Source organism: Coralloluteibacterium stylophorae (assembly GCF_018122625.2).
Taxonomy (GTDB): domain Bacteria; phylum Pseudomonadota; class Gammaproteobacteria; order Xanthomonadales; family Xanthomonadaceae; genus Coralloluteibacterium; species Coralloluteibacterium stylophorae.
Genome location: NZ_JAGQFT020000003.1, coordinates 42,565 through 68,744, shown reverse-complemented (window position 1 = coordinate 68,744; position 26,180 = coordinate 42,565). Strand labels below are relative to the sequence as shown.

23 protein-coding genes and 1 pseudogene are annotated in these 26,180 nt (G+C 72.4%); 12 read left to right on the top strand and 12 right to left on the bottom strand.

Annotated elements, in window-relative coordinates; genetic code table 11:
• Positions 1-106 precede the first annotated feature (106 nt).
• The 5 genes from KB893_RS05040 (at position 107) to KB893_RS05020 (ending at position 6,775) form a co-directional block, all read left to right on the top strand.
• Positions 107-1,342, top strand: coding sequence for an HD-GYP domain-containing protein (locus KB893_RS05040; protein WP_211927033.1), 1,236 nt, complete (start codon positions 107-109; stop codon positions 1,340-1,342).
• 10 nt (positions 1,343-1,352) lie between these two features.
• Entirely contained in the window at positions 1,353-2,624 is a 1,272-nt protein-coding gene (locus KB893_RS05035) for an EAL domain-containing protein (protein ID WP_213173505.1), read from the top strand.
• 68 nt (positions 2,625-2,692) lie between these two features.
• The gene (locus KB893_RS05030; protein WP_213173504.1) at positions 2,693-4,558 is read left to right on the top strand and encodes a DEAD/DEAH box helicase; all 1,866 of its coding nucleotides are present in this window, start codon (positions 2,693-2,695) and stop codon (positions 4,556-4,558) included.
• Between the two features lie 116 nt (positions 4,559-4,674).
• The gene (locus tag KB893_RS18680; protein WP_213173503.1) at positions 4,675-6,321 is read left to right on the top strand and encodes a GGDEF domain-containing protein; all 1,647 of its coding nucleotides are present in this window, start codon (positions 4,675-4,677) and stop codon (positions 6,319-6,321) included.
• Positions 6,322-6,385: 64 nt separating this feature from the next.
• Positions 6,386-6,775 carry an MAPEG family protein gene (locus KB893_RS05020; RefSeq protein ID WP_211927348.1) on the top strand — a complete coding sequence of 130 codons (390 nt, stop codon included), beginning with the start codon at positions 6,386-6,388 and terminating at the stop codon, positions 6,773-6,775.
• Between the two features lie 7 nt (positions 6,776-6,782).
• Here KB893_RS05020 and KB893_RS05015 read toward each other — a convergent pair whose 3' ends face one another.
• From KB893_RS05015 to KB893_RS04995, 5 genes are read right to left on the bottom strand one after another with little or no spacing between them, the layout of a single operon-like run.
• Complete coding sequence (locus KB893_RS05015) at positions 6,783-8,066, bottom strand: polyhydroxyalkanoate depolymerase (protein WP_211927347.1); 1,284 nt, start codon at positions 8,064-8,066, stop codon at positions 6,783-6,785.
• Between the two features lie 59 nt (positions 8,067-8,125).
• A complete protein-coding gene (locus tag KB893_RS05010; protein WP_211927346.1) occupies positions 8,126-9,109 on the bottom strand; it encodes a lysylphosphatidylglycerol synthase domain-containing protein in 984 nt (327 codons plus the stop codon).
• Complete coding sequence (gene clsB, locus KB893_RS05005) at positions 9,106-10,290, bottom strand: cardiolipin synthase ClsB (protein ID WP_211927345.1); 1,185 nt, start codon at positions 10,288-10,290, stop codon at positions 9,106-9,108. Before clsB ends, KB893_RS05010 begins: the two co-directional genes overlap by 4 nt.
• Positions 10,287-11,075, bottom strand: coding sequence for an endonuclease/exonuclease/phosphatase family protein (locus KB893_RS05000; RefSeq protein WP_211927344.1), 789 nt, complete (start codon positions 11,073-11,075; stop codon positions 10,287-10,289). The genes clsB and KB893_RS05000 overlap by 4 nt, the downstream gene beginning before the upstream one ends.
• Complete coding sequence (locus KB893_RS04995) at positions 11,041-12,321, bottom strand: hypothetical protein (RefSeq protein ID WP_211927343.1); 1,281 nt, start codon at positions 12,319-12,321, stop codon at positions 11,041-11,043. The genes KB893_RS05000 and KB893_RS04995 overlap by 35 nt, the downstream gene beginning before the upstream one ends.
• A gap of 151 nt (positions 12,322-12,472) precedes the next feature.
• Here KB893_RS04995 and KB893_RS04990 point away from each other — a divergent pair, with 151 nt between their 5' ends.
• From KB893_RS04990 to KB893_RS18270, 3 genes and pseudogenes are all read left to right on the top strand, one after another.
• Positions 12,473-13,093 carry a hypothetical protein gene (locus KB893_RS04990; RefSeq protein WP_211927342.1) on the top strand — a complete coding sequence of 207 codons (621 nt, stop codon included), beginning with the start codon at positions 12,473-12,475 and terminating at the stop codon, positions 13,091-13,093.
• A gap of 278 nt (positions 13,094-13,371) precedes the next feature.
• A pseudogene (locus tag KB893_RS04985) lies at positions 13,372-13,734 on the top strand (BON domain-containing protein); the annotation flags it as partial.
• 3 nt (positions 13,735-13,737) lie between these two features.
• Positions 13,738-15,000 carry a BON domain-containing protein gene (locus KB893_RS18270; RefSeq protein ID WP_338026884.1) on the top strand — a complete coding sequence of 421 codons (1,263 nt, stop codon included), beginning with the start codon at positions 13,738-13,740 and terminating at the stop codon, positions 14,998-15,000.
• Positions 15,001-15,138: 138 nt separating this feature from the next.
• Here the strand turns inward: KB893_RS18270 and KB893_RS04970 are convergent, their stop codons facing one another.
• The 3 genes from KB893_RS04970 to KB893_RS18535 all read right to left on the bottom strand — a co-directional run bounded on the left by KB893_RS04970 (position 15,139) and on the right by KB893_RS18535 (position 19,962).
• Positions 15,139-16,953: a DUF885 domain-containing protein gene (locus KB893_RS04970; protein ID WP_213173502.1), complete on the bottom strand. Its 1,815-nt coding sequence runs from the start codon at positions 16,951-16,953 to the stop codon at positions 15,139-15,141.
• Positions 16,954-17,030: 77 nt separating this feature from the next.
• Positions 17,031-18,683 carry a BCCT family transporter gene (locus tag KB893_RS04965; RefSeq protein ID WP_213173501.1) on the bottom strand — a complete coding sequence of 551 codons (1,653 nt, stop codon included), beginning with the start codon at positions 18,681-18,683 and terminating at the stop codon, positions 17,031-17,033.
• A 106-nt stretch (positions 18,684-18,789) separates the two neighbouring features.
• On the bottom strand, positions 18,790-19,962 hold the full coding sequence (locus KB893_RS18535) for a PAS domain-containing protein (RefSeq protein ID WP_211926792.1): 1,173 nt from the start codon (positions 19,960-19,962) through the stop codon (positions 18,790-18,792).
• A 93-nt stretch (positions 19,963-20,055) separates the two neighbouring features.
• Between KB893_RS18535 and KB893_RS04955 the strand changes: the two genes are divergently transcribed.
• Complete coding sequence (locus KB893_RS04955; protein WP_211926791.1) at positions 20,056-20,436, top strand: response regulator; 381 nt, start codon at positions 20,056-20,058, stop codon at positions 20,434-20,436.
• Positions 20,437-20,442: 6 nt separating this feature from the next.
• Here KB893_RS04955 and KB893_RS04950 read toward each other — a convergent pair whose 3' ends face one another.
• The gene (locus KB893_RS04950) at positions 20,443-21,423 is read right to left on the bottom strand and encodes a serine/threonine protein kinase (RefSeq protein WP_211926790.1); all 981 of its coding nucleotides are present in this window, start codon (positions 21,421-21,423) and stop codon (positions 20,443-20,445) included.
• A 138-nt stretch (positions 21,424-21,561) separates the two neighbouring features.
• On the opposite strand from KB893_RS04950, the gene KB893_RS04945 reads away from it, so the two are divergent.
• The gene (locus KB893_RS04945; protein WP_213173500.1) at positions 21,562-22,782 is read left to right on the top strand and encodes a hypothetical protein; all 1,221 of its coding nucleotides are present in this window, start codon (positions 21,562-21,564) and stop codon (positions 22,780-22,782) included.
• A gap of 12 nt (positions 22,783-22,794) precedes the next feature.
• Here KB893_RS04945 and KB893_RS04940 read toward each other — a convergent pair whose 3' ends face one another.
• Positions 22,795-23,718 carry a peptidylprolyl isomerase gene (locus KB893_RS04940; protein WP_211926788.1) on the bottom strand — a complete coding sequence of 308 codons (924 nt, stop codon included), beginning with the start codon at positions 23,716-23,718 and terminating at the stop codon, positions 22,795-22,797.
• Positions 23,719-23,779: 61 nt separating this feature from the next.
• Entirely contained in the window at positions 23,780-24,073 is a 294-nt protein-coding gene (locus KB893_RS04935; protein WP_211926787.1) for a hypothetical protein, read from the bottom strand.
• 149 nt (positions 24,074-24,222) lie between these two features.
• Between KB893_RS04935 and KB893_RS04930 the strand changes: the two genes are divergently transcribed.
• Both KB893_RS04930 and KB893_RS04925 read left to right on the top strand, forming a co-directional pair.
• Positions 24,223-24,585 (top strand): PadR family transcriptional regulator, encoded by a 363-nt coding sequence (locus KB893_RS04930; protein ID WP_211926795.1) that lies wholly within the window; start codon positions 24,223-24,225, stop codon positions 24,583-24,585.
• The gene (locus KB893_RS04925) at positions 24,579-25,481 is read left to right on the top strand and encodes a sensor domain-containing protein (RefSeq protein ID WP_211926794.1); all 903 of its coding nucleotides are present in this window, start codon (positions 24,579-24,581) and stop codon (positions 25,479-25,481) included. Before KB893_RS04930 ends, KB893_RS04925 begins: the two co-directional genes overlap by 7 nt.
• 6 nt (positions 25,482-25,487) lie before the next feature.
• Here KB893_RS04925 and KB893_RS04920 read toward each other — a convergent pair whose 3' ends face one another.
• Positions 25,488-26,075, bottom strand: coding sequence for a class I SAM-dependent methyltransferase (locus KB893_RS04920; protein WP_211926786.1), 588 nt, complete (start codon positions 26,073-26,075; stop codon positions 25,488-25,490).
• Between the last annotated feature and the right edge of the window lie 105 nt (positions 26,076-26,180).

The window sequence follows — 26,180 nt, the reverse complement described above, 5'->3', positions numbered from 1 at the left end:
GATTCGCCGGGGATGCCGCTTCGGCTCAAGTTCCGGCGCGGCCGGCCGAAACAGAAGCGAGCGTTCCTTCCTTCCCGGGAGCGCGCCTGACGGACGACGAGCAACGATGGGTATCGAAGAGCGCAGGGTCGAACTCGGCGACCTCGCGATCGGCATGTACGTGTGCCGGCTCGACCGCGACTGGACCGACACCCCGTATCCGCTGCAGGGCTTCCTGCTGAACTCGCAGGAGGACATCCGGGAGCTGCGCCGGCACTGCGCGTACGTCTACGTCGACGCGGAGCGCAGCGGCATGGAGCCGCTGAAGCCGCCGCCGGTGGCCAGGCCGCGGCGGGTCGTAGATACCCGTCCGCGCGACTATGACGAGCTCAAGGGCCGCGTGCGCTATGCCGATACGGCCAGCGTCGAGGAGGAGGCGCCGCGCGCGCGGCAAGCCTATGACGCTGCCGCGACCGCCACCGCCCGGATCATCGACGACGTCCGCAGCGGCCAGGCGCTCTCGCTCGACGACGTGGACGACGCCGTCGAACCGGTGATGCGCAGCATCCTGCGCAGCGCCGATGCCTTCATGTGGATCGAGAGCCTGCGCCAGCGCAGCAGCTACGCCTACAGCCATGCGATCAACTGCAGCGCCCTGGCGGCAATGTACGGCCGGCACATGGGCTTCCCCGAGGACGTGCTGCTCGACATGGCCGCCGGCGCGCTCCTGCTCGACATCGGCACGACCCAGCTGCCGGAGTCGCTGCTGGCGCATGCCGGTCCGCTGTCGCGCGACGGACTCGACGCCGTGCGCGCCCATGTGGAGGCCGGTCTGCGGATCGTGGAGCAAGGCGAGGGGCGCAACCCGCATATCGTGGAGATGGTCCGCGGGCATCACGAACGCGACAACGGCAGCGGCTATCCCGATGCCCTGTTCGGCGCGCAGATCCCGCTGCTGGCGCGCATCGCGGGAGTGATCGACAGCTTCGACGCGATGACCAGCGACCGGCCGTACCGCAAGGCGCTCGGTCGCCACGAGGCGCTGCAGGAGCTGTACCGCCAGCGCGACCAGCTCTACCAGGGGGAGGTCGTCGAGCAGTTCATGCAGTGCCTGAGCATCTATCCGACTGGCTCCCTGGTGGAGCTCAATACCGGCGAGGTGGCGATCGTGATGGCGCAGAATCCGGCGCGGCGCCTGCGCCCCCGGGTGATGCTGCTCACCACGCCCGACAAGGCCATCGACGAGAGCTTCCGCGTCGTCGACCTCCTCGTGCAGCCGGCCGAGGGCGACGAGGCCGTGCGCGTGGTGCGCGCCCTCGAGCCCGGCGCCTACGGCATCGATCCGGCCGAGCTCTATCTCTGAGATGCACGTCATGGCCGATGCCGGCTCGCCTCCGTCCGCGCGGACCGAAACCTTCGAGGCCGTGGCAGCAGCGCTGGCGGCGGCGCCGGACGCGACCGTCGGGCTGGTCGTGCTGCGCGTCGGCAGGCTCGGCGCCCTCGGGGCGATGATCGGCTATGCGTCGATCGACGAGGCCGAGGCCAAGATCCTGACGCAGATGCAGTTGGTGCTCAGGGTCGGAGACCGCGTGTTCCGCATCCGCGAGGGCGAGTACGCCGCGGTGCTGGCGAACTTGCGCAGCCGCAACCACGTCCTGCTGGCGGCCAACCGCCTCGTCCGCGACTTCCAGCAGCCGCTGCTGCTCGCCTCGGGTCCGGTCACCCTGAACGCCGTCGCCGGCGCCGCCGCCGCGCCCGTGGATGCGACCGCGCCCGAGCCGCTCTACCGCTGCGCGGACCTGGCCTGCCTGGCCGCCGAGCGCGAGGAAACCCGCACCGCGCTGTACCGCCCGGAAGAGGGGGCCGTCCGCATCGAGCATGCCGAGCTGCACGAGGCGGTCGCTGGCAACCAGCTGCAGGTGCACCTGCAGCCGTTCGTGGAGGTCGCGTCGCGGCGGATCATCGGCGCGGAGTCGCTGGCGCGGTGGACCTCGGCGCGGCTCGGGCCGGTCCGGCCGGACCAGTTCATCACCTTCGCCGAGCGGACCGGCCTCATCGGCGAGCTGACCCGCTGGAGCATCAACGCCACGCTGCGGCTGTGCGCCGAGGTCCTGCGTTCGCCGGAGGCGCCGCTGGTGTCGATCAACCTCTCTCCGCGCGTGCTGATCGCGCCCGGCTTCGAGCAGCTGATCACCGGCGCGCTCACGTTCTGGAACGTGCCGGCGACCTCGGTGCTGCTAGAAGTGACGGAAACCGCGCTGATGGAGGATCCCGAGCGTTGCGTGGCGGTGATGACGCGCCTGCGCGACCGGGGCCTGCGGATCGCGATCGACGACTTCGGCGTCGGCCAGGCCTCGCTGTCGTACCTGAAGCGCCTGCCTGCGAGCAAGCTCAAGATCGACCGCACCTTCATCATGGATGTCGTCGGCGACGATCGCGGCGCTAGGCTGGTGCACTCGATCATCGACCTGGCCCACCGTCTCGGCCTGCAGGTGGTGGCCGAGGGCGTCGAGGACGAGGCGACCCTGCTGCGCCTGGCCGAAATGGGCTGCGACCTCGTTCAGGGCTACCATACCGGCCGTCCGGCACCGGCCGCCGAGGTGCTGCCCCTGCTGGTGCAGGCGGCGCCGGCGCCTGCGCGTTAAGCCGCGCTCCGGCATCATTGCCGGTCCGATCCTTTTCACAGCGCGCCGGTTCCGGCGCGGAGTCCGCGATGTCCCCCTCCGATCCCGTCCCCGCCGGCACGCCCGCGGCGGAACTGCGTTTCTCCGACCTGGCCCTGTCCGCGCCGCTGCTCGCCGCGCTCGCGGACGTCGGCTACGAGTCGCCCTCGCCGATCCAGGCGGCCACCATCCCGCCGCTGCTGGCCGGCCGCGACGTCCTGGGCCAGGCGCAGACCGGCACCGGCAAGACCGCCGCGTTCGCGCTGCCGGTGCTGTCGCGCCTGGAGCCTGGCGCCGGGGCGCCGCAGGCGCTGGTGCTGGCGCCGACCCGCGAACTCGCGATCCAGGTCGCCGAGGCCTTCCAGCGCTACGCCACCCACATTCCCGGCTTCCACGTGCTGCCGATCTACGGCGGCCAGAGCTACGGCCCGCAGCTGGCGGCGCTCAAGCGCGGGGTGCACGTCGTGGTCGGCACGCCGGGGCGGGTGATCGACCACCTCGAGCGCGGCTCGCTCGACCTTTCGAAGCTGGCCACGCTGGTCCTCGACGAGGCCGACGAGATGCTGCGGATGGGCTTCATCGACGACGTCGAGACGGTGCTCAAGAAGACCCCGCCGGAGCGCCAGGTCGCGCTGTTCTCGGCCACCATGCCGCCGCAGATCCGGCGCATCGCGCAGACCTACCTGCGCGAGCCCGAGCAGGTCACGATCCAGGCCAGGACCACCACCGCGGCCAACATCCGCCAGCGCTACTGGCTGGTCTCGGGCGTGCAGAAGCTCGATGCGGTGACCCGCATCCTGGAGGCCGAGCCGTTCGACGCGATGATCGTGTTCGCGCGCACCAAGACCGGCTGCGAGGAACTCGCGCAGAAGCTGATGGCGCGCGGCTTCGCGGCCGCGGCCATCCACGGCGACGTGCAGCAGGCGCAGCGCGAGAAGACCGTGGCCCAGCTCAAGGCTGGCGTGCTCGACATCCTGGTCGCCACCGACGTCGCCGCGCGCGGCCTGGACGTGGAGCGCATCAGCCACGTCCTCAACTACGACATCCCCTACGACACCGAGAGCTACGTGCACCGGATCGGCCGCACCGGCCGCGCCGGGCGCAGCGGCGAGGCGATCCTGTTCGTGACCCCGCGCGAGCGCGGCATGCTGCGCGCGATCGAGCGTGCGACGCGGCAGCCGATCGAGGCGATGGAGCTGCCGACGATCGAACGGGTCAACGACCAGCGCGTGACGCGCTTCCTCGGCCGCATCAGCGACGCGCTGGCCGAGGGCGGGCTGGAGCTGTTCCGCGAGCTGGTCGAGCGCTACGAGCGCGAGCACGACGTGCCGGCCGCCGACATCGCCGCCGCGCTGGCCAAGCTCGCGCAGGGCAGGACCCCGCTGCTGCTGGCGCCGCCGCCGGCGGCCGAGCGCGGCCGTGGCGTCTATCCCGGGCAGGTCGAGGCCGCGCCGCGCGCGCACGATCGTGCGCCGCGCCCGGAGCGGGACGCGCAGGCGGCGCCGCGGTCCGACCGCAGGCCCGCGGCGGTCGCGGACGCGGGCGTCGATCCTGCCGCCGGCGCGCGTGCGCCGGAGCGCCGCGAGCGGCCCGAGCGGGCTCCGTCGGAGTTCGCGATGGAGCGCTTCCGCATCGAGGTCGGCCACGTGCACGGTGTGAAGCCGGGCAATATCGTCGGCGCGATCGCCAACGAGGCGGGGCTCGACGCCAAGCACATCGGCCGCATCGACATCCGCGACGACCACAGCCTGCTCGACCTGCCCGAGGGCATGCCGAAGGAGCTGATGGCACATCTGAAGAAGGTCTGGATCGTCGGTCAGCAGTTGCGCATCTCGCGTGCCGACGACGACGCCACGCAGGGTCCGGCGCGCGCGCCGCGTCCGCGCCCGCCGCGCCGCGGCCCGCGGCCGCGCTGAGGCTCGCCGGCGCCGCATGCGTCGCGGCACGGGACTTGCTACAGCCCCTGGGGGCTCCGTCGCCCGCCGGGTCGAGCCCGGCGCGGTCGATGCGGGCAGCAGGAACCGGGGGTGGTGTGCGGGGCATCGATGAGCTGCTGAGGTGGAGCTGGCGCTGCGGCCTGGTGCTGCTGGCGCTGGCATGCCTGCTGCCGGCGGCCGCGGCGGAAGGCGCGGCCGGGGCCATGGTGCTGGGTTCGCCGTCGGTGAACGAGGGCCACGCCACCCGCTGCCGGAGCGGCGACGCCTCCCTGGCGCGCACGATCGAGATCCCGGCGCCGCGCGGCGGCTGGTCCGGGCATCCGCAGGCGGTCAACGTGATCAACGCCGTCAGCGGCGAAGTGGTGATCGAGCACGGCACGCGGCGGGTCTGCGGCACGATGCTGGACGCGCGCACGCTGGACTCGCGCTTCCGGGCCGGCGTCGGCACCGTGCTGGTCCCGCCGGCGGGCGACACGCGGCCGATCCGGGTGCGCCTGGAGGCGCAGGTCGCGCCGTGGAGACCGGTGGTGCGGATCGGCGCGCCGGCGGACGTGCAGCGCGAGGACACCGGCCGTTTCGTGGTCCGCGTCGCCGCCCTGGCGGTGATCTCGGCGCTGGCGCTGGCCGCCCTGCTGAGCTTCATCGGCACGCGCGAGACCTCGTTCCTGAGCTACGTCGCCTACGCGTTGCTGTTCGCGTTCTGGATGGCCCTGGTCTGCGGACTCGCCGGCTACCCCGAACCCTGGATCGAGATGGCCGGCAACAGCCGCCGCGCCATCGTGGGCCTGGGCATGCTGGTGGTCGGCGGCGTGTTCTACGTGCTCTGCAAGTTCAGCGGCGTGGAGCGGCGGCTGCCGCGCATGCGCGCGCCGCTCCGCGCGGCGCCGTCGCTGGCCGGCGTGGGCGCGGCCGGCGCCTTCCTGCTGCCCGACGCCGCGCTCGGCCCGGCCGCCGGAGCGCTGCTGTGCGTGTTCGTCGCCAGCGCCGGGCTCGCCGTGCTGGCGGGCGCGGTGTCGATGGCGCGTGGCGAGAGCCGTGCGGTGCGCGCCGTCGTCGGCGGGCTGCCGTTCCTGGCGATCTTCGGGAGCGTGGCCGCCGGCAGCGCCACCGCGCGCGCCTACGAGCTCGAGCTGCTGGTCACCGCCGGCACCTTCATGCTGCTGATCGCGATCCTGGGCCTGCAGCTGCGCCTGGGCAGCCTGCGCCGGCAGCGCGACGCGATGCGCGTGCTCGCCGATACCGATCCGCTGACCGGCGTGGAGAACCGCCGGGCGGCGCTGGCACGCCTGGAGGACCTGATCGCGGGCTGCAGGGCCGGTGGCGCGGGCGGCTCGATCGCCTTCGTCGACATCGACCACTTCAAGACGATCAACGACCGCCACGGGCACCACATGGGCGACAGGGTCCTGGTCGAGGTCGCCTCGGTGCTGCGTGCGCACGTGCGCGTCGACGACCACGTCGCCCGGATGGGCGGAGAGGAGTTCCTGGTGGTGCTGCCGGGCGTCGCGCCCGAGGTGGCGCGCGCCCGCATCGCGGCGCTGTGTCCCGCGATCGGCGCCGCCGGGCAGCGGCTGGATCCGCCGGTCGCGGTCACCGCCAGCGTCGGCGTGGCGCACGTGGCCCCCGGCGTCGAGTCGGTCGAGGCGCTGCTGCGACTGGCCGACGACGCGATGTACGCCGCCAAGCGCGCCGGCCGCAACCGCATCGTCGAGGCGCTGCCGGCGGAAGCCGCTGCCGGTTGAGGATCCTCACGCCGCGTGGCCGCGCCGGGTCGGAGGCTCGCGCCTCCCCGGTACGGGAACGGCCATGGCTGCGGAACTCGTCATCCTCGCCTGGGCGGTGGTCCTGGGCTTCGCGCACGTGCTGCTGGCGGCAGCCGCGGCCACCGCGCAGCGCGGCATCGCCTGGAACGCCTCGGCGCGCGACGCGGAGGTTCCTCCGCTCGCCGGCGTCGCCGCGCGGCTGGCGCGGGCGAGCGGGAACTTCCGCGAGACCTTTCCCTTCTTCGCGGCGCTGGTGCTGATCGTCGTCGTGGCAGGGCGGCAGGACGCGACCAGCACGCTCGGTGCCCAGCTCTACCTCGGCGCGCGGCTGGTCTATCTGCCGCTGTACGCCCTGGGCGTGCCGTGGGTGCGCAGCCTGGTCTGGGTGGCGTCGGTGCTGGGCATCGCGCTGGTCGGCGCGGCGTTGCCGTGAGCCGCGCTCAGCGGCGGGCGCGGCCGCGGCGCGCCGGTGCCGGCGTTCCCGCCAGTTCGCCGCGGATGAAGGCGCGCACCTTCGGGTAGACCTGCTCGCGCCAGCGGCGGCCGCTGAAGATGCCGTAGTGACCGGCTCCCTCCGCCTCGTAGTGGGCGTGGCCGGCGGCGGGAATGCCGGTGCACAGGTCGTGCGCGGCGCGGGTCTGGCCGACGCCGGAGATGTCGTCGAGCTCGCCCTCGATGGTCAGCAGCCGGGTCGCGGTGATCGTCTCCGGGCGCACGCGCTCGCCGCCGATGACCCATTCGCCCTTCGGCAGCAGGTGCTGCTGGAACACGATCTCGATGGTGTCCAGGTAGTACTCGGCGGCCATGTCGAGCACCGCGTTGTATTCGTCGTAGAAGCGCCGGTGCGCGTCGGCGTCGTCGAGGTCGCCGCGTACCAGGTCCATGTAGAAGTCCCAGTGCGACTGGAAGTGGCGGTCCGGGTTCATCGCCATGAAGCCCGCGTGCTGCAGGAATCCCGGGTACACCGCGCGGCCGCTCCCGGGGTAGCCCTGCGGTACCTCGTGGATGACGTTGTTCTCGAACCACGACAGCGGCTTGGTGGTGGCCAGGGTGTTGACCTGGGTCGGGCTGCGGCGTGGATCGACCGGGCCACCCATCAGGGTCAGGCTCAGCGGGGTGGCCTCGCCGGCCGCGGCCATGAGCGAGACCGCGGCGAGCACCGGGACCGTCGGCTGGCACACCGCGATGACGTGCAGGCGGTCGGCGCCGCGGTGGCGCATGAACTCGCGCACGTAGTCGACGTAGTCTTCCAGCCGGAAGGCCCCTTCCTCCAGCGGGACCATGCGCGCGTCGGTCCAGTCGGTGACGAAGACCTTGTGGTCGGCCAGCAGGGTGCGCACGGTGTCGCGCAGCAGGGTGGCATGGTGGCCGGAGAGCGGCGCCACCACCAGCACCGCGGGGTCCTGCTTCATCGCCTCGATGCAGTCCGGCTCGTCGCTGTAGCGCTTGAAGCGCAGCAGCTTGCAGAACGGCTTCTCCATCACCGTGTGCTGCAGCACCGCGACCGGATGGCCGTGCGCCTCGACCTCGTGGATGCCGAACTCCGGCTTCTCGTAGTCCTTGCCGATCCGGTACATCAGCTCGCAGCCGGCGGCCACGCGCGAGGCGCCGGGCAGCTGCGCCAGCCAGCTCGACTGCTCCGAGAACATCCGCGCGCAGGCCTCGGACCAGTAGGTGACCGGGCTCAGGAGCGCGCGCTGGGCTTCGTGCAGGGTGTAGAGCATGAGGGCGGCGGCTGCGGGGGGCGACCCCCGATTCTACGCCGCCGGCGCCAAGGGTTCGTTCAGGTTCGTGCCGGCTCCGCCTCCGGATCGCGACCGTGCCGGTGCCGCAGCTCGAGGACCAGGTAGGCCAGGGCGGCCAGGCACAGCGGCGCGAGATAGTAGACGCCGCGGTAGGCGAACAGCGCCGCGAGCAGCTCGTGCGAGGGCACCTGCCCGCCCAGGAGGGCGATGAAGACCGCCTCCAGCACGCCCAGCCCGGCCGGGACGTGGACGGCGGTGCCGGCGATCGCCGCGATCAGGAGCACGCCCAGCACCGGCAGGTACTGCGGCTCGCGCCCGAGCAGCAGCCATACGATGAAGCCCATCAGCATCCAGTTCGCGGTGGACAGGCCGAGCTGCAGCAGCGCCATGCGCGTGCCCGGCCACTCGACCGCATGCCCGCGGACGTGCCAGGTGCGGCGCCTGGCGAATGCGCAGACGCCGAGGTAGGCCAGGGCGGTGGCGACCATCGCCGCGCCGATCACGCGCAGCCCGATGTCGCCGATGAACCAGCCCTCGGGCGTCGGCACCAGGCCGGCCGCGAACAGCGCGCCGCCGAGCAGCAGGTAGCCGCTCCAGTTGGTGAACACCGCCAGCATCATGATCCGGGACACCGTCGCCGGCTTCAGCCCGGCGCGGCCATAGAGGCGATAGCGCAGGCCCACGCCGCCGACCAGGGCGCCGAGGTTGATGGTGAAGGCGTAGCAGACCAGCGAGGTCATGCAGGTGCGCCAGACCGGCACGTGGTGGCCGGTATAGTGGCGTCCCATCAGGTCGAACATGCAGTAGACGCCGTAGCTCAGCAGCGACAGCCCTGCCGTCGCCGCCAGCAGCAGGGGATCGGTCTCGCGCAGCGCCTTGCCGACCTCTTCCCAGTCGACCGTGCTGGCATGGCGCACCAGCAGGAACACGACCAGCGCGAGGAACGCCGCGACCAGCACGCGCTTGGCGATGGCCCAGCGACGCTGGCGGGCCGAGGGGGCGGGGGCGTCTGACGTGCTCATGGGCGTTCCTTGGGGGCGCCCGCCAGCTCGATGCGCTGCCGGTGCGCCGGCACCAGCCCGGACCAGCCGGGGAAGATGCGCAGCAGGTGGAAGACGATCACTCCGAACACCATCCGCCAATCGCTGCGCAGCGGCACCTCCTCGGCGGCGATCGCGCGGCAGTGCGTGTCGCGCAGCCGGTCGAGGTTGCCGCGCAGCTCCGCGTTGAAGGCGCGGTCGCGGATCATGAGATTGGCTTCCAGGTTGAGCGCGAGGCTCAGCGGGTCGAGGTTGGAGGAACCGACCGTTGCCCACTCGTCGTCCACCAGGGCCACCTTCGCATGGAGGGGGCGGCGGCAGTACTCGTGGATGACCACGCCGGCGCGCATCAGGTAGCGGTACAGGGTGCGCGCGGCGAGCTGGGCGATCGGCATGTCCGGCTCGCCCTGCAGGATCAGGGTCACCGCGACGCCGCGGCGCGCCGCGTTGCGCAGGTCCCGCACCAGCCGGTAGCCGGGAAAGAAGTAGGCGTTGCACAGCACCAGCTCGCGCCGCGCCAGCCGTGCGGCCAGCCGGTAGTGGCGCTCGATGTCGGTGTGGCGCGTGTCGTTGTCGCGGGTGACCAGCGCGACCTCGGCCGCGCCGCGCTCCGCATGCGTCTCCTCCTGCGTCCGCCAGGCGGGCGGTTCGAGCGGCAGGTCGGCCTGCTCGAGGAGGAAGTCGCGCAGCGTCTGCACCACCGGCCCCTCGACCTCGACGGCGTAGTCCTGCTTCGCCTCCGGACCGAAGTCGGCGAGGTGGTTGGCGCTGAAGTTGATGCCGCCGACGAAGCCGATCTCGGCGTCGACCACCACGATCTTGCGGTGCAGGCGGCGGAACCAGTTGGTGCGCCGGCCGAAGTGCAGCGGCTGCGGGTCGAAGATGCGCAGGGTGATGCCGGCGTCGCACAGACTGGCGATGAATTCCGCCGACAGCTCCGCGGAGCCGAAGCCGTCGAGCGTCACCGTGACCCGCGCGCCACGGCGCGCCGCCGCCAGCAGCGCATCGCGGATGGCGAGGCCGACCTTGTCCTCGCGCAGGATGAAGGTCTCCAGCAGGACCTCATGGCGGGCCTGCGAGAGCACGTCGACCACGCGCGGGAAGAACGCCTCGCCGTTCTCCAGCAGGCTCACCCGGTTGCCGGCGCGCCAGCCCGCGCTCACAGGGCGATGTCCGTGGCCAGTGGCGCGTGGTCGGACAGATGCGACCACGGCCGCGTCGTCAGCACCTGCGGCCGGTGAGCGCGCACGTTGCGGAAATAGATGCGGTCCAGCGGCAGCACCGGGAAGCGCGCCGGGAAGGTCCGCGCGCAGCGGCCGTAGGCCTGGTCGAAGGCCTCGGTCATGCCGCAGCCCAGGAGCCGCGGGTGGCCGCGGCGGCGCCAGTCGTTGAAGTCGCCGGCGACCACCACCGGGGCGGCCTCAGGAACCTCCTCGGCCAGCACCCCGCACAGCAGCGCGAGCTGGGCCTCGCGCTCGGCCTCGCGCAGGCCGAGGTGGACGCAGATCGCATGCACGCCGTCGCGCTGCCCGGGCACGTCGAGCACGCAGTGCAGCAGGCCGCGCGTCTCGTGCCCGGCCACGGAGATGTCGCGGTTGTCGTAGCGCAGGATCGGGTACTTCGACAGCACCGCGTTGCCGTGGTCGCCCTCGGGATACACGGCGTTGCGGCCGTAGGCGAAGTCGCTCCACATGCTGTCGGCCAGATACTCGTACTGCGGCGCATCCGGCCATCCGCTGTGGCGCGAGGCGTGGCGGCTGTGCATGCCGAGCACCTCCTGCAGGAACACCACGTCCGCCGACACCGCGCGCACCGCCTCGCGCAGCTCCTGCAGGATGAAGCGGCGGTTGAGCGCGGTGAACCCCTTGTGGGTGTTGATCGTCAGCACCGTCAGCGAGGAGGGTGCGGGCGCATCACGGACGTCCAGGTGCGGCGGCGGGTTCGGCATCGATCGGAAGCGGCCTCGGAGCGGAGGGATCGCCGGCGGCGAGCGCGCGCAGCCGGTGTGCGATCCATCGTCGGTAGAGCGTGGTGTGCACGTTGTGCAGAGTCAGCTCGATCGCGTAGGGCGTGCGCGGGTTGCGGTCGAGCAGGCGGGCGACGTGGAAGCCGACCGGGCGTACGCCCATCGGGTGCACGTAGATGCGGAAGCCGCGGTAGAAGGGGTCGTCCAGCAGGCGCGCCATGCGGGTGGCGGTCGCGCGTGCGGCCGGATCGAGCCCGGCCCAGAGTTCGGGATCGCGCTGCACGAGCAGCCGCTCCCAGCCGCGCCAGCCGGGATCGGGCAGGGTCCGCGACAGGCGCCAGATCTCGCGGTTGACGCGGTCGTAGTGGCGGAAGCCGCCGTGGGTGCGCAGCGCCCGCGCGGCGGCGGCGTCGACGTCGGTCACCACGAAGTTCTCGGCCTGGTTGTTGATGTCGTCGAGCGTCTGCCTGCCGAAGACGTGCACCACGATCCCCGGCAGGCCGATGAAGCCCTGCCGACCCATCCGCGCCGCCCGTACCGCCTTGCCGTCGGCCACCAGCTCTCCGGCATGCGCCCCGAGCAGGATGCTGTCGGTGCCGTGGAGGGTGACGAACGTGCCGATGCTGAGCTCGTCCGCGTCGAACGCCCGGTCGAAGGCCGCGGCGCCGTACAGTTCCGCCTGGCCCGCCAGCTGGGCGACCTGGCGGCCGACGCCGCACTCGGAGCGAACGCGGCCGGAGTAGAACGCCGCGATCGCCGCGCTGTTGGCGCCGGCAGGGCGATAGCCGCGGCCGAAGCTGCGGAACCGCTCCCAGCCCTGGCGCCGCGCGCCGCCGATGCCGAAGCCGATCCAGCCGAGCTGCAGCCCCGAGAAGCGGTAGCCGCCGTTGGACTCCAGCCGCGCCGCGGCCCGTCGCGTCGCTTGCCCGAGCCGGAAGGTCCACGCGCACAGCGTCGCCTCTGCATCGAGTGCGATGCGCAGCGCATGTGCGCGCTGCTCCGGAGTCGCTGCACGAGCCAGGTACAGGACAAGGTCGCCAGCCGCCTGCGCCTCGCCCAGACTCCCACGCGTGCACGGGCGGCCACCCGCGACGCGGCTGAACCGGCCCGGCGCATCCTCGATCCGCCAGCCGAGCTCGGCCAGCAGCGCCTGCTCCGGCGCGACCGCCGCGGCGGGGGCGGCCGCCAGGATCGCGGCGAGGAAAGCCAGGATCCGCCCGGAGGCCATGGCCCGTTGCACCGCCCTCGCGTCGGTGAACGGCCACCACCGCGTTTCACCCCGGCGTGCCGCGCGGTTCACCGGTATCGGACGTGCGACCGGGAGACTGGCGGGCAAGCCGGGACCGCACCGGTCCGACCCACATCCGGAGTCCATCGCCATGATCAGCCCCCTCATCCGTAGCGCCCTCGCCACCGCCATTTTCCTCGCCGCAGGCGCGGGCAGCGCATTCGCGCAGAGCAGCGCACCTCCCAGCACCTCGACCGGCTCCCAGAGCACCGGCTCGGCGAGCCCGCAGACGGGTACCACGCCGCCGCCGGTGACCTCGCCGACCACCCCGCGCGGCGCGATCGACCGCACCGGCGCGCCCGCCGACGTCATCGATCCGACCACGCAGGGCACCACCACGCAGGGTGGCAATCCGATGCGCGACGACAGCGTCGACGGCGGTCGCTATGGTGCCCAGGACCGCCGCGACCAGATCAGCACCCAGGATGGCCAGCGCCGCGGGACCGGCGTCGGCACCACGCCGCCCCGCGACGGCACCAGCACCGGCAGCGACCGCATGGGCACCACGACCGGCGCCGAACGCACGGGCACCACCGGCAGCGACCGCACCCGCATGGGAACCGATGCCGAGCGCGACGGCATGGAAGTGGGCAGCGACGACACCCGCTGGGACGAACGCGACGCCATGGGCGACGACCCGACGCGGGATCGTCCGCGCACCGACAGCGAGCGCCGCGATCCGCTGACTCCGACCGACGACGACCAGCGCTGACACGCCGCAGCCGCAGGCACGGCCTGCCGGCAGCGTCCACGCGAGGCGGCACTCCGGTGCCGCCTCGTTTCGTTTCCGCCATCCTGGTCGTGGGCGCCGCCGCGACAGAGGCATTCGCGGGCCGGGCACCTTCCCGACGACGACATGAACCGGGGTGCGCGCGTTCACTCCATCCATGCGTCCGGTTCACCGGCGCGGGACGCGACGCCGTCCACAGTGGGTCCAACGTTCGATGCGCAGCGCGCGTCGATCCACATCCGAACAGGAGGGACCTATCCATGGCCAAGCACACCCTGACCCGCACCGCACTCGCCACCGCTCTCTCGCTGGGCCTCGCGCTCGGAGGTGCGACGGCGATGGCCGCCGACGCCGCGGCGCAGTCCGAGCGCCCGGCGCAGGCGCCGACGCGCGACTCGGCGCAGCCGGTCACCGATACCTGGATCACCACCAAGGTGAAGTCGGCGCTGCTGGCCGACGACAGCGTCTCCGGGCTCGACATCGAGGTCGAGACCGCCAACGGCGTGGTGATGCTCGATGGCGACGTCGACAACCAGCGCCAGCTGACGCAGGCCCGCGAGGTCGTGCAGGGCATCGAGGGCGTGCGCCGCGTCGAGACCAGCGGCCTGCGCGTCGGCGCGGCGACCGTGGCCGACGCCGACGACCGGAGTGCCGGCGACGGCGCGCTGGCGGACCGCGAGGGACGCGACTCGACCCAGCCGATCACCGATACCTGGATCACCACCAAGGTCAAGTCGGCGCTGCTCGCCGACGACGACGTGGCCGGCCTCGACATCGACGTGGAGACCGCCAACGGCGTGGTCGTGCTGACCGGGGACATCGACGACCAGAACCAGCTCGCCGAGGCCCGTCGCATCGCGCAGGGCATCGAGGGCGTGACCCGCGTCGAGACGAACCGGCTGCAGATGAACCCGGCCCGCGACCGCACCAGGGCGACGACGATGCGCGACGGAGTCGATGCGGACATGGAGCGCGACGGCGCCGACCGCCGCGATTCCGCGCAGCCGGTGACCGACACCTGGATCACCACCAAGGTGAAGTCGGCGCTGTTGGCCGACGACGACGTGGCCGGCCTGCAGATCGACGTCGACACCGCCAACGGCGTGGTCACGCTCGAGGGCGACGTCGAGAGCCAGAACCAGATCGCCGAGGCGCGCCGGGTGGCGCAGGGCATCGAGGGGGTGACCCGCGTCGAGACCGCCGGCCTGCGCGTCGACGCCGATGCGCGCGCCGTCGCGACGGGTGGCGCGGCCGCCGCCGCGCGCACCGATCGCGATGTCGACATGTCCCGCGACCGCGACATGGATCGCACGACGGCGCGGGCGGACGACGACATGGACGTGGCCGGTGCCGATGCGTCGGCACAGCCGGTCACCGACACCTGGATCACCACCAAGGTGAAGTCGGCCCTGCTGGCGAGCGGCGACGTCTCCGGCCTCGACATCAGCGTCGAGACGAACGATGGCGTGGTGATGCTCACCGGTGCGGCGGAGACCGAGGCGCAGGTGCGTCGCGCCACGGCCCTGGCCCGCGCGATCGAGGGCGTGACCCGCGTCGATGCCAGCGGTCTCGAGGCAGGCACCCGCAAGACCGCGGCCGCCAACGCCGATCGCGATGCCGATGCCGAGAGCCTGTCGCTGGGCGCGTCCGACCAGCCCGTGGACGACACCTGGATCACGACCAAGGTGAAGTCGAGCCTGCTGGCCGACGACGTGGTCTCGGGGCTTGCCCTGAGCGTGCAGACCATCAACGGCGTGGTGTCGCTGCAGGGCGACGTCGAGTCGCAGGCGCAGATCGACCGCGCCACGCGCATCGTCGAGACCATCGACGGCGTGCGCGACGTCAACGCCGAGGGCCTGCGCCTGGAGAGCGGCCAGGCGCAGCGCTGACGCGGTCGCTTCGTCGCGAAGGAGGAACGGCGCGCCGCGAGGCGCGCCGTTCCTCCATGGAGCAGGGGAGCAGGAAGCGAAGCCTGCTTCTGTAGGAGCGGCTTCAGCCGCGACCGGGGCGCCGCTCGATCGCGGGCATCAGGGAATGGGCTGGTCGAACATCAGCGCGCGCACGTAGCGCACCGGCGGGGAGCCGAACGAGAGCACGCGGTCGTGGTAGCGCTTGAGGTCGAAGGCCTCGCCCTCGCGGCGCTCGGCCTCGGCGCGCAGGTCGAAGTGCTCCTGCGCGCCGACGAAGTAGGTCGGCAGCTGCGCCGAAGTCAGCTGCGCGCGCACCCATTTGCCGGCGGCCTCGCGCTCCTGCTGGAACGCCTTGTCGACCATCAGGGTCATCGCCTCCTCGCGGGTCATGCCCTCGACGTGCACGCCGATGTCCAGGATCGCGTTGGCGATGCTGCGCAGGTAGAACTTCTGTTGCACGAGGCGGAACAGCGGGTCGCGGTCGAGGTAGCCGGCTTCGGTCATCATCCGCTCGGTGTAGACCGCCCAGCCCTCGACGAACGGCCCGGAATACAGCACCGCGCGCAGCGGCGAGGCGTAGGCGTTGGCGTGCGCGAGCTGCAGGTAGTGCCCCGGCATCGCCTCGTGGATGCTGAGCAGGTGGATCATCCGCGTGTTGTATTCGCGCAGGAAGGAGTTGGCCTGGTCCTCGCTCCAGTCGTCGGGGATCGGCGACACCGCGAAGAAGGTGTCGAGGTTGCTGTCCAGCGGGCCCGGCGGATCGCAGTAGGCGACGGCCACGCCGCGCTGGAACTCGGGCATCAGGATGATCCGGACCGGCGCGTCCGGCAGGGTCACCAGGTCGTGCCGGCGGACGAATTCGGTGGCCTGGGCGAGCGTCCCGCGTGCGGTCTCGACCACCGCCTCGCGCGCCGGCCGCTCCGCGTAGGCGAGCTCGAGCGCGGCCTCGATCGCCGCCTGCTGCTGCGCGGGCGTCGGCGCATCGGGGGTCGCCGGCGCGTCGACGCGGCCGGCGAGCACCTCGCGTGCGGTCGCGTACATCGCGGTGCGCACGCGCTCGAGTTCGGCCTCGGCGCGCTGCCTGATCTCCGCGCGCCCGAGGCCCGAATCCAGCGCCAGCGCCAGCTTGGCGTCGTACTGCTCCGCGCCGATGCGGAACTCGCCGCGGGCGTTCGGCACCAGCGTCCCGTCGAGCCAGACCTGGTGCTCGGCCACCGCCGCCCTCAGGCCTTCGATCGCGGCGTCCAGCCGTCGGCGATCCTCGCCCGACAGTGCGTCGCGATGCGGCACCACCAGTGCATCGACCAGGCTCAGGACGCCGGCGTTCTGCCTGGCCACGGTCTGTGCGTGGATCTCGGGCACGCGCGCCGGGTCGAGGTTCTCCCGCGCCTGCGCGAACAGGCCGGGGATCTTCTCCATGCGCGCGGTCGCGCTGCGCAGGCGCTCGGGCAGCGGTGCGAACTCGCGCGCCATCAGCGAATAGATCGCCCCGCCGGCGAGCTGCGAATAGACCTGCGGGTCCCAGGCCCAGGACTGCGCCGTCTCGACCTCCCACAGCGTCGCGCGCACGCGGTTGGCGAGGATCTTGGCGTCGACCTGGTTGGCCCGCGACAGCGAGCCCGGATCCAGCGCCTCCAGGCGCGCGAGCAGGTCGCGCGAGGTGTCCACCAGGTGGCGCCGCGCAGCAGCGCTGTAGTCGTCGAGCTCGGCATCGTGCGCGTGGTTGCCGGCCTGGGTGGCGGTGACCGGCGACAGCACGAACAGCGCCTCCAGCACCTCGGCGCCGAGCGCCTCGAATCGCGCGTCGGCGGTTGCCTGCGCCGTCGCGGCGGACGCGGCGGTCGACGCCGGGCCGGCGGTATCGGCGGGCGCATCCGCCATGCAGCCTCCGAGCAGGACGGCGAGGGCGGTGGCGAGGGCGGTGCGCTGCATGGCGGCTCGGCCTGGGCAGTGAGGAAGCGGGCGACGATACCCACTGCCGCGGATGCGGCCAAGCCGGCGCCGCGTGCTCAGCCGCGCCGCGGGGCGTCGCCTTCGTCCAGCGGCGGGGCGTCGTCGGCCGGCGTGGCCGCCGCTTCGCGCAGGCGTTCGACGTCGGCCTCCTCCCGCGCCAGCCAGCGCTCGATCGCGTGCCGGAAGTTGCGGGCGCGCCGTTCCTGGTGCAGTTCCTCGTCCGACATCACCTTGTAGAGCGAGAACGCCACCGCGGCGAGCAGGATCACGAACGGCAGGGCGACCACGGTGACCATGGCCTGCAGCGCGTCGAGGCCCGACTTCGCGGCCTCGCCGTCGGCTCCGGCGGCGTCGGAGCCCGCGCGCAGCAGGGCCACCGCGATCAGGGCCTGGACCACGCCCCAGGTGACGCGGCGCTTCAACGGCGGGTCCGGGTCGCCGGCGGAGGACATGCTGGCCAGGATCATGGTGGCGGAGTCGGCCGAGGTGACGAAGAACACCATCAGCAGCACGATCGCCGCGCCGGCGAGGAGCTGCGAGGCCGGCATCGACTCGAACAGTGCGAACAGGACCTGTTCGTGCCCCTGCGCCAGGGCGGCGCCAAGGTCGGTGCCCTCGAAGATCTCGGCGTGCAGCGCGGCGCCCCCGAAGACCGCGAACCACATGAAGCCGACCAGGCTCGGCAGCAGCACCACGCCGACCACGAACTCGCGCACGGTGCGGCCGTAGGACACGCGGGCGATGAAGGCGCCCACGAACGGCGCCCAGGCGATCCACCACGCCCAGAAGAACACGGTCCAGTCGCCCACCCAGCTCGCACCGGAGTAGGGCGCCATGCGCAGGCTCATGTCCGGCAGCGAATTGATGTAGCCGCCGAGCGTGGTGGTGAAGGTGTCGAGGATGAAGCGCGTGGGGCCGATCACGAACACCGCCAGCGCCAGCAGCGTGGCGATGACCAGGTTGGTGCTGGAGAGCCATTTGATGCCGCGGTGCAGGCCGCTCACCGACGACGCCATGTAGAGCACGAAGGCGATGGCGATCACCGTCAGCTGCAGGCCGAAGCCCTGCGGCAGGCCGAAGCTGCGGCTCAGGCCGGCGGAGATCTGCGCCGCACCGAAACCCAGGGTGGTGGCGACGCCGACGGCGGTGGCGAGCACGGCGATGATGTCGATGGCCGCGGCCAGCCACCCGCTTGCGAAGCGCCCGATCAGCGGCTGCAGGAGTTCGCTGATCTGCCCGTTCTTGCCGAGGTTGTAGCGGAACCACGCGATCGCCAGCCCGACCAGGGCGTAGATCGCCCAGGGGTGCAGGCCCCAGTGGAAGAAGACGTAGCGCATCGAGGCGCGTGCGGCGTCGATGGAGCCGGGCGCCAGCGCCTCGGGCGGCGCGGCCAGGTGGCTGACCGGCTCGGCCGCGCCCCAGAACACCAGGCCGATGCCCATGCCGGCGGCGAAGAGCATCGCCAGCCAGGTCGCCGAGGAGAACTCGGGTTCCGCGTCCTCGCCGCCGATGCGCAGGGCGCCGTAGCGGGCGAACGCCAGGTACAGCAGGAAGGCGACGATGAGCGCGACGATCAGCAGGAACAGCCATCCGCCGTAGGCGATGACGCCCGCGAGCGCGGCCGCGCTGACGTCGTAGAAGGTCTCGGGCAGCAGGACCCCGAGCACGACGAGGACGACGAGGAGCGCGATGGAGATGCGGAAGACCATTGGGATCCGGGCAACGGCGAAGGAAGGCGCCGCGACGGAGGCGACGCGTCGGCCGATCCTGCGCAACGGAGCGTGAAGTGCATGCGGTGACGCTGGAGCGGGCGCCTCAGCGGGAGGAAGCGAGCGGGTCCGAGGCAGGCAGGCGCATCCGCACGCTGGTGCCTCCACCGGGCCGCGGTTCGATCAGCAGCCTGCCGCCGGACTGCTCGACGAAGCCCTGCGCCATCGAAAGGCCGAGTCCGCTGCCGGTGCCGGGCGCCTTGGTCGTATAGAAGGGCTCGATCGCGCGCTGGGCGGTTTCGGGCGACATGCCGCTGCCCTCGTCGTGGATCGCGATCTCGATCATCGTGCCGCGCTCCTCGTCCTGGACCTCGGCGCGCAGCTCGACCGCGATGCCGCAGCCGTCGGGGCTGGCCTCGGCCGCATTGCGCACGAGGGCGAGCAGGGCCATCTCCAGCTGCCCGGGGTCCAGGTGCGCCCAGGCCGGCAAGGCCTCGGTGGTCACCGTGACCGGGTGCTCGCGTCCGGCCATCTGCGCCAGCACCGTGTCGAAACCGGTGACCAGGGCATCGAGCTCCACCCGCCGGTTGTCGTGGAACTGCCGGCGCGCGAAGGAGAGCATCTGCTGGGTGAGCCGGCCGGCCTGGGTCGCCGCCCACTCCACGTTGCGCAGGCGCTCGCGGGTGGCCGGCTCGCCGGACTGGCGCATGACCTGCTGCACGTTGTTGAGCACGATCATCATCAGGTTGTTGAACTCGTGCGCGGCGCCCGAGGCGAGCCCGCCCAGCGCCTCCATGCGCTGCGACTGGCGCAGCGATTCCTCTGCCTGGCGACGCCTGGTCACGTCGATCTGGCTGGCGAAGTGGTAGAGCAGGTGCCCGCGCGGGTCGTACACCGGGCTGACGAAGAGCGCGTTCCAGAACGGCTGCCCGTCGCGCCGGTAGTTGAGGACTTCCTCGTGCACGTCCTCGCCCGCGGCGAGCGCGTCGCGGATCCGGCGCACGGTGGCGCGGTCGGTGTCCGGGCCCTGGAGGAACCGGCAGTTGCGACCGAGGATCTGCTCGCGCGGATAGCCGCACAGCCGCTCGAAGGCGGAATTGGCGAAGATCACCGGGTCGTCGTCCTGGTGCGGATCGGTGAGGATCATCGGCATCCGGCTCATCTGCACCGCGGCGAAGAAGATGTCGCCGCCGGCGTGGCCGGGTGCGGTGACGATGTTGCGGCCCTCTCCCGAGTGGTGGCCGTCACGGTCGCCCGCGGTATCGATCCTGCCCTGCATGTACTCTCCAGGCGGCGCGCCTTCGCGCCATCTTCTGATCCTGCCCCTAGCATTCTCGACATCCCGTCAATCCGGCGCATCCGCCGACCCCGCATGGCCAGACAGATCCTCCTCGTCGACGACGAAGCCATGATCCGCATGATCCTGGCGGACGTGCTCGGTTCCATGGACTACGCAGTGGTGGAGGCCGCCTCGGGCGACGCTGCACTGCGTCACCTCGATGCGCTCGACGACTACGCCCTGGTGATCACCGACATCCACATGCCCGGCGGCATCGACGGCCTGGAGCTCGCCGACAGGCTCGAGTCGCGCAGCCCTGGCAAGCCGCTGATCTTCATGACCGGTCGGCCCGATGTGATGCAGCGCGAGCTGCGGCGCAACGAGGCCTTTCTGCGCAAGCCGTTCGGGGCCGAGCAGCTCCTGCGCGCGGTCGACGACCTGCTCGGGCGACCGGCGGCCGCCGCCGCCGGCTGAGGCCACTCACGGCAGGCGCAGCGGCGCCTCGCCCGTCGCGGTCACCAGTTCGGCCAGTTGCCTGAGGAAGTCCTCGCGGCGCGGCGGCGCGTCGATGCCGGCGAAGGCCAGCGGGAACGCAGGATCGTCCCAGCGCCGCGCGATCCAGGCATGATGGTGCAGCAGGCGTTCGGCCCGCAGCACCGCGACCAGGTGCAGTTCGGCAGGGTCGAAAGCTCGGAAGACCTCGTAGCCCTCGAGCAGCCAGCCGAGCTGGGTGCGCTGCTCCTCGCGCGGGCCGGACAGGAGCATCCACAGGTCCTGCACCGCCGGCCCGGCCAGCGCATCGTCGAGATCGACGAAATGCGCCACGCCGTCGCGCCACAGCACGTTGCCGGGATGGCAGTCGCCGTGCAGACACAGCGTCGCCAGCGTGCCCGCGCGGCGCGTCGCCACATCGATCGCATCGAGCAGATCGTCGCAGAGGTCGGTGAAGCGGTCCTCGTGGTGCGCCGGGATCCAGCCGGCATCCAGAAGCGTATGCGCCGCCTGCTCGGCGCGCGCCGCCGGGTCCATCCGCGTGCGGTGCAGGAAGCGGTGCTCCGCGCCGATCGCGTGCAGGCGTCCGAGGGTGCGGCCGATCGCGGTCATCGTCGCCTGCGCGCCGATTTCCGGCGCGTGCCCGCCCAGCAGCGGGAACAGGGCGAAGCGGTAGCCGGCGTGCCGGTGCAGGCTGCGGCCGCCGAAGCGCAGCGGCGCCACGACCGACAGCTCCGCGGCGCGCAGCGCGTCGGCGAAGGCGTGCTCCTCCTCGATCGCCGCGTCGCTCCAGCGCCCCGGGCGGTAGAACTTGGCCACCACCGGCGCGGCATCCTCGAGTCCCACCCGGTAGACGCGGTTCTCGTAGCTGTTGAGGGCCAGGATGCGGCCGTCGCTGCGCAGGCCGAGCGCGTCGACGGCGTCGAGGATGGTGTCGGGGTCGAGACCGGCGTAGGGCGGTGCGGGCATCGGAGGCCTGCGCGGCGTGGCGCACCATGCTAGCGCCGATGCGCTGCCCGGTTGCGCCATCCGGCGGCGGAAACGCGGCCATCCGCTGCCGCGGCGCCCTACAATGGCCGATCGGCCAGGGGAGCAACGGCGCGGCGCATGGCTGCGGATCACGTCATCGACTACATCGGGGGCAGCGACGAGGACGTCGCGCACCTGCGCCTGATGCTGCGCAAGCTGCGCGGCCGTCTCAGGCGCACGTGGGAGATGGGCGCGGAGATCCACGCCGACCTGGTGCTGGTCGACCGCGCCAGCGTCGCCGGCGAGGCCGCGCACCAGCGCACCCTCGAGCGCGGCGTCGCCTGCGCGGAGATCTGGCGCGAGGGCGATCCGCTGCCGGCCGACCGCTATCTCCCGCTGCCCCTGCGCGAGGACGACCTGGTCGCGCTGCTCGACGGCTTCGACCCGGGCAGCATCATCGCGCCGGTGCCGCTGATCTCGCACGGTGCCGACTTCTTCGTCATGGACATCGGCGACGATGCCGGCCTCCAGGTCGATCCGAACCTGCTGTCCGCGGTACCGGACGGCGACCTCGGCGCAGGGGCCTGGCAGCGCGGCGCGGCGGCGCAGGACCTCGACCACGACGCATTGTTCCGGCGCGACCCGATGGCCGACGACGTGCGCATGCTGGTGCCCGACTCGCTCGGCAACGCCGCACTCGAGGAACGCGAGGGCCGGCCGACCGCCCGCAGCCGGGCGCGCAGCGAGACCCGGCGCGAGACCACGTTCGAGGCCGAGGAGCCCGGCGGCGCGGGTATCGCCGATCCCGTGGCGGTGCCGCAGGCCTTCCAGGGCGGGGGGCCGTGGCCGCTGCGCGACTACCTGCGGCATCCCATCCTCGCCGCGCCGGCACGCCTGGAGCTGATGGGGCTGCCGCCGCTGGTGCTCGATCCCAAACAGGAGAGCTACGACAGCCCGGCGCCGCTGCCGGAGCTCGAGCTCTACTGCCTGCAGTCGCTGAAGCGCTCCGACTGGCAGCCGCTGTCCAGCGCGGAGATCGCCGACCTGCATGCCGCCGGCACGCTGCGCCCGTGGCGGCGCCTGCTGTGGATGGACCGGCTGCTGACCTCGGATGGCCGCCTCGAGCCGCAATTCGACCGCGCCGGCACGTTCTGGATCACCCGCTGGCTCGACATCATCCATGACTACCCGCACCACGCGCGCATCGCCTCGGCGATGATGCAGCCGAGGCGGCTGCACGAGATCGCCGAAGCCGCGAAGGCGACGATGACCGAGGTGTTCGATTCGGTGAACGCCTTCCACGCCATCGGCGACCTGCGTTGGGAAGCCAAGCCGCGCGGCGAGCCCCGGTCCGCCTGAACCGCGGTGCCGTCAGTCGCCCGGCGTGCGCACCGGGATCGGCACGTTGCACAGCTCGACGTGGCCGACCGGGTCGATGAACCAGGACTCGCGCCGGTTGCGGCGCGCCTCGACCAGGCGCTCGAAGGTCGGGGTGTCGGTGCGCAGCACCTCGAGCGGCTCGCGCTCGGCCGGCGGCACGTCGGCCGCCAGCCGCAGCGACCGGATCGGCACGCGCTGCGACGGATCGGTGTAGAAACCGAGGTCGCCGGTGCCGCGCGGCAACGCGGACAGGTGCTCGATCCCGCGCAGGACGCGACCGACCACGGTGATGTTGCGGTCGAGGTGGCGCGGCGCGTGGCCGATCACCGTGTAGAGCTCGGCGCCGTTGCTGCTGTCGGCCGCCATGTCGCGGCCGGCGCCGACCATGCCGTAGCAGTGCGCGAGCCAGGCGCGGCCGGTGGCCGGATCGCGTGCGGCGGGGAAGCCGCCGGACCAGCCTACCTCGGGCGCGTAGATGTCGCCGTCGGCGAGCCGGGTGAAGGCGAGGCCGTCGGAGGCGCGGTCGAACTCGGCCGGCAGCGCCGTCCGCGCCGCGCCCAGGGCGCGCGCCTTGCCGGGCTCGCCGGCATCGGCATCGCCCCACTGCACGACGTAGTTGTCCTGCACCCGATAGATGTGGAGCCCGTCCCAGAAGCGGCCGCGCGCCAGGGCGCGGATGTTCTCCGCGTGGCGCGGTGCGAAGGCGGGCGCGAGTTCGATGACCGCGCGGCCGTCCGCGGTGTCGAGGTAGAGCAGGTTCTCCGGCTCCGGCGTGCGCCAGTCCGAGGCGGCACTCGCGGCCAGCACCTCGGCGGTCGTCGGTGGCGCCGGCGGGTCCGCGGCGCGTGCGGAGGCGGCGAGGGCGCCGGCCAGGGCGAGGGCGCACGCCAGCCGCGTGCGGAGGATCGAGGTCATGCGCGAGGCTCCCCAGGCGCGGCGGGCGCCGCACGATGGCGGGAAGCCTAGCGCAGGGCGGTCAGAACTCGTCGACGAATTCGACCGCACCCTCCATGTCGAAGGCGACCGCCTCGGCCAGCTCGTGGATGCGGCGCACGGCTTCCGCGTTCGGCGCCTCGATCTCGATGTCGTGGGTCTCGGTGCCGCCGCCGTCGGAACGCAGGCCGGCGGAGCTGGAGTCGTCGTCCTCGAGGTCGAGCATGAGGTCGTCGACCTCCTCGACGTGCTCCACGCCCGGCACCGCCAGCAGCGTGCTCATGAGGGCGTTGGCGGCGTCCTCGTTGCCCGTGAAACGGATGCGGACGGTGTGCATGGCGGACGTGCTCCAGCGGTTGTCGTGGCGGGCGAGAGTGGGCGAGGAGGCGTCAACGCCGCGCATCCGCCCGGAAGCATGACCAACGGCCCGGGAACTAGTGCGGACTCCACACTAGGATGAGGTGCGTAGATCGTCCGGGGCCGACCATGCACGACATCGATGCACACCGCCGCAAGTTCGAGAAGGAGCTGGCCGCCGGCACCACTTCGCTGGTGCTGCTGGCGGTGCTCGCGGCGGCGCGGCAGCCGATGTACGGCTACGAGATCGCCCGTCGCCTGGAAACCGCCGCCGGGGTGGTCGCCGGCAAGCAGAGCGCGCTGTATCCGGTGCTGCGCAACCTGGCCGCCGCCGGCCTGCTCGACAGCCACGTGGAGCCGTCGGCGAGCGGGCCGCCGCGACGCTACTACGCCATCACCGCCACCGGCCGCGGGGTCCTGCGCGACTGGACCGCCAGCTGGTCGGCCACGCGCCGCGCGGTCGATTTCGTCCTGAAGGGAGTGCCATCGTGAACGCCGTCCTGCCGAGCACCATCGACGACTACCTGGCCCAGCTGCGCCGGGCCCTGCGCGCGGCCGACCCCGCGCTGGTCCAGGACGCGCTGTACGACGCCGAGGAATACCTGCGCGGCGCGCTGGCCGAACAGCCCGGTCGTCCGCAGCGCGAGGTGATCGCCGAGATCGCCGCGAGCTACGGCGCGCCCGAGGAGGTCGCCGGGATCTACCTGGATCAGGAGGTCACGGTGCAGCGCGCCCTGCGTCCGCCGCCTGCACCGCCCGCCCGCGGCATCCTCGCGCGCTTCTTCGCGGTCGCCGTCGAGCCGCGCACCTACGGCGCGCTGTTCTACCTCGCGCTGTCGCTGGCGACCGGCACCTTCTACTTCAGCTGGGTGGTCACCGGCATCGCGCTGTCGGCCGGGCTGTCGATCCTGATCGTCGGCATCCCCGTGGTGGTGCTGTTCTTCGCCACGGTGCGTGTGCTGTCCCTGGTCGAGGGGCGGATCGTGGAGGCGATGCTGGGCGAACGCATGCCGCGGCGCCCGGTGTATGCACACCGCGACCAGCCCTGGCTGGCGCGGATCGGGGCGATGTTCACCGACCCGCGCACCTGGAGCACGCTGCTCTACTTGCTGCTGATGCTGCCGCTGGGCTTCGTCTACTTCACGCTCGTGACCGTGCTGCTGGCGACCTCGCTCGCGATCGCCGTCGCCCCGCTGCTGTCGGTCTTCGACGACGTGGTGGTGATGCTGGGCGAGTTCGACCTCACCGCGCTGTCGCCATGGGCGCTGCCGCTGACCTGTGCGGCGGGTGTGCTGCTGGTCGTGGCCACCCTGCACGTGGCGCGCGGGCTGGGCTGGATGCACGCGCAGTTCGCCAGGCACCTGCTGGTGCGCAGGCCGACCGACTGAGCAGGCTCAGGCGGTCTCCAGCCGTGCGGCGTCCTCGCGCCGCGCCGGCGACAGCCAGCAGTGCGGGCCGCAGAAGGCGAAGCCGGCGCGCTCGAACGCGCGCCGATAGAAGCGGGCGGGGCGGCGGATGAAGCCGTCCATGTCGCCGTCGATGGCGTCGTCCTCGCCGTAGACCTCGAGGAAGGCGACGCCGTGGCAGAGCTCGCCGAAGCCGGACAGGCCGCGGCGCAGCTCGGCGTCCGCCACGTAGTGCATGACGTCGCTGCACACCAGCAGGTCGACCGGCGGGCCGGGTCGCAGCGCCGCCATGTCGCCGAAGCGCGCCGGCCGCAGGTTGCGGCTGCGGCCATAGCGGGCGACCGCGTACTCGCTCGGATCCAGGCCCAGGTACGCGACCCGGGGGCGCAGCCTGCGCAGCGGCGCCAGCCACGCGCCCTCGCCGCAGCCGACATCGAGCACCGAGCGGAGCGGCCGCCCGAGGTGGTACTCGGCCACCGCCACCGCCGCCGCCACCTTGTGCGCAAGCGCGCCGGCACCGATGCCGCGCTGGCGGTACCAGCGGTCGAAGTAGGCCTGGTCGTAGATCTTGGTCATCGGCGCCGCCGCGGGAAAGGAAGGCGGATTGTCGCAAGCGGCGCCGGCGCCCCGCCGCTTCCCGGCGCAAAAAAAGGGCGGATCGGGCGATCCGCCTGGGGAGAG

Coding starts and splice junctions, on each gene's coding strand:
- KB893_RS05040 (WP_211927033.1), top strand. CDS start 107: ATGGGTATCGAAGAGCGCAGGGTCGAACTCGGCGACCTCGCGATCGGC.
- KB893_RS05035 (WP_213173505.1), top strand. CDS start 1,353: ATGGCCGATGCCGGCTCGCCTCCGTCCGCGCGGACCGAAACCTTCGAG.
- KB893_RS05030 (WP_213173504.1), top strand. CDS start 2,693: ATGTCCCCCTCCGATCCCGTCCCCGCCGGCACGCCCGCGGCGGAACTG.
- KB893_RS05020 (WP_211927348.1), top strand. CDS start 6,386: ATGGCTGCGGAACTCGTCATCCTCGCCTGGGCGGTGGTCCTGGGCTTC.
- KB893_RS05015 (WP_211927347.1), bottom strand. CDS start 8,066: ATGCTCTACACCCTGCACGAAGCCCAGCGCGCGCTCCTGAGCCCGGTC.
- KB893_RS05010 (WP_211927346.1), bottom strand. CDS start 9,109: ATGAGCACGTCAGACGCCCCCGCCCCCTCGGCCCGCCAGCGTCGCTGG.
- KB893_RS05000 (WP_211927344.1), bottom strand. CDS start 11,075: ATGCCGAACCCGCCGCCGCACCTGGACGTCCGTGATGCGCCCGCACCC.
- KB893_RS04995 (WP_211927343.1), bottom strand. CDS start 12,321: ATGGCCTCCGGGCGGATCCTGGCTTTCCTCGCCGCGATCCTGGCGGCC.
- KB893_RS04990 (WP_211927342.1), top strand. CDS start 12,473: ATGATCAGCCCCCTCATCCGTAGCGCCCTCGCCACCGCCATTTTCCTC.
- KB893_RS04970 (WP_213173502.1), bottom strand. CDS start 16,953: ATGCAGCGCACCGCCCTCGCCACCGCCCTCGCCGTCCTGCTCGGAGGC.
- KB893_RS04965 (WP_213173501.1), bottom strand. CDS start 18,683: ATGGTCTTCCGCATCTCCATCGCGCTCCTCGTCGTCCTCGTCGTGCTC.
- KB893_RS18535 (WP_211926792.1), bottom strand. CDS start 19,962: ATGCAGGGCAGGATCGATACCGCGGGCGACCGTGACGGCCACCACTCG.
- KB893_RS04955 (WP_211926791.1), top strand. CDS start 20,056: ATGGCCAGACAGATCCTCCTCGTCGACGACGAAGCCATGATCCGCATG.
- KB893_RS04950 (WP_211926790.1), bottom strand. CDS start 21,423: ATGCCCGCACCGCCCTACGCCGGTCTCGACCCCGACACCATCCTCGAC.
- KB893_RS04945 (WP_213173500.1), top strand. CDS start 21,562: ATGGCTGCGGATCACGTCATCGACTACATCGGGGGCAGCGACGAGGAC.
- KB893_RS04940 (WP_211926788.1), bottom strand. CDS start 23,718: ATGACCTCGATCCTCCGCACGCGGCTGGCGTGCGCCCTCGCCCTGGCC.
- KB893_RS04935 (WP_211926787.1), bottom strand. CDS start 24,073: ATGCACACCGTCCGCATCCGTTTCACGGGCAACGAGGACGCCGCCAAC.
- KB893_RS04930 (WP_211926795.1), top strand. CDS start 24,223: ATGCACGACATCGATGCACACCGCCGCAAGTTCGAGAAGGAGCTGGCC.
- KB893_RS04920 (WP_211926786.1), bottom strand. CDS start 26,075: ATGACCAAGATCTACGACCAGGCCTACTTCGACCGCTGGTACCGCCAG.